1 rRNA gene is annotated in these 1,707 nt (G+C 55.6%); it reads left to right on the forward strand.

From position 1 onward, the window contains the following. Positions 1-173: 173 nt before the first annotated feature. A 16S ribosomal RNA gene (locus ACZY08_RS29650) occupies positions 174-1,693 on the forward strand. Positions 1,694-1,707 lie beyond the last annotated feature (14 nt).

Here is a 1,707-nt window from a genome sequence, read left to right on the forward strand (position 1 = left end):
TGTTGTTTGAGAACTCAATAGTGTGTTTGGTGGTTTTTGTTTGTTGTTTTTGGCCACATTCTTTTTCCCGTTTAGGGTGTGGTTGTTGTTTTTTGATGCCAGTTTGTTGGTGTCTTTTGTTTTGATCGGATTTTTCTGATTCGAATTCTGCCTGTCTTTGGATGGGAAGTTTTTGTTTGGAGAGTTTGATTCTGGCTCAGGACGAACGCTGGCGGCGTGCTTAACACATGCAAGTCGAACGGAAAGGCCCTTCGGGGTACTCGAGTGGCGAACGGGTGAGTAACACGTGGGTGATCTGCCCTGCACTTTGGGATAAGCCTGGGAAACTGGGTCTAATACCGAATATGACCGCGCACTTCCTGGTGTGTGGTGGAAAGCTTTTGCGGTGTGGGATGGGCCCGCGGCCTATCAGCTTGTTGGTGGGGTAATGGCCTACCAAGGCGACGACGGGTAGCCGGCCTGAGAGGGTGACCGGCCACACTGGGACTGAGATACGGCCCAGACTCCTACGGGAGGCAGCAGTGGGGAATATTGCACAATGGGCGCAAGCCTGATGCAGCGACGCCGCGTGAGGGATGACGGCCTTCGGGTTGTAAACCTCTTTCAATAGGGACGAAGCGCAAGTGACGGTACCTATAGAAGAAGGACCGGCCAACTACGTGCCAGCAGCCGCGGTAATACGTAGGGTCCGAGCGTTGTCCGGAATTACTGGGCGTAAAGAGCTCGTAGGTGGTTTGTCGCGTTGTTCGTGAAAACTCACAGCTTAACTGTGGGCGTGCGGGCGATACGGGCAGACTAGAGTACTGCAGGGGAGACTGGAATTCCTGGTGTAGCGGTGGAATGCGCAGATATCAGGAGGAACACCGGTGGCGAAGGCGGGTCTCTGGGCAGTAACTGACGCTGAGGAGCGAAAGCGTGGGGAGCGAACAGGATTAGATACCCTGGTAGTCCACGCCGTAAACGGTGGGTACTAGGTGTGGGTTTCCTTCCTTGGGATCCGTGCCGTAGCTAACGCATTAAGTACCCCGCCTGGGGAGTACGGCCGCAAGGCTAAAACTCAAAGAAATTGACGGGGGCCCGCACAAGCGGCGGAGCATGTGGATTAATTCGATGCAACGCGAAGAACCTTACCTGGGTTTGACATGCACAGGACGCCAGTAGAGATATTGGTTCCCTTGTGGCCTGTGTGCAGGTGGTGCATGGCTGTCGTCAGCTCGTGTCGTGAGATGTTGGGTTAAGTCCCGCAACGAGCGCAACCCTTGTCTCATGTTGCCAGCACGTAATGGTGGGGACTCGTGAGAGACTGCCGGGGTCAACTCGGAGGAAGGTGGGGATGACGTCAAGTCATCATGCCCCTTATGTCCAGGGCTTCACACATGCTACAATGGCCGGTACAAAGGGCTGCGATGCCGTGAGGTGGAGCGAATCCTTTCAAAGCCGGTCTCAGTTCGGATCGGGGTCTGCAACTCGACCCCGTGAAGTCGGAGTCGCTAGTAATCGCAGATCAGCAACGCTGCGGTGAATACGTTCCCGGGCCTTGTACACACCGCCCGTCACGTCATGAAAGTCGGTAACACCCGAAGCCGGTGGCCTAACCCCTTGTGGGAGGGAGCCGTCGAAGGTGGGATCGGCGATTGGGACGAAGTCGTAACAAGGTAGCCGTACCGGAAGGTGCGGCTGGATCACCTCCTTTCTAAGGAGCACCAC

This window comes from Mycobacterium sp. IDUB_9 (assembly GCF_055419505.1).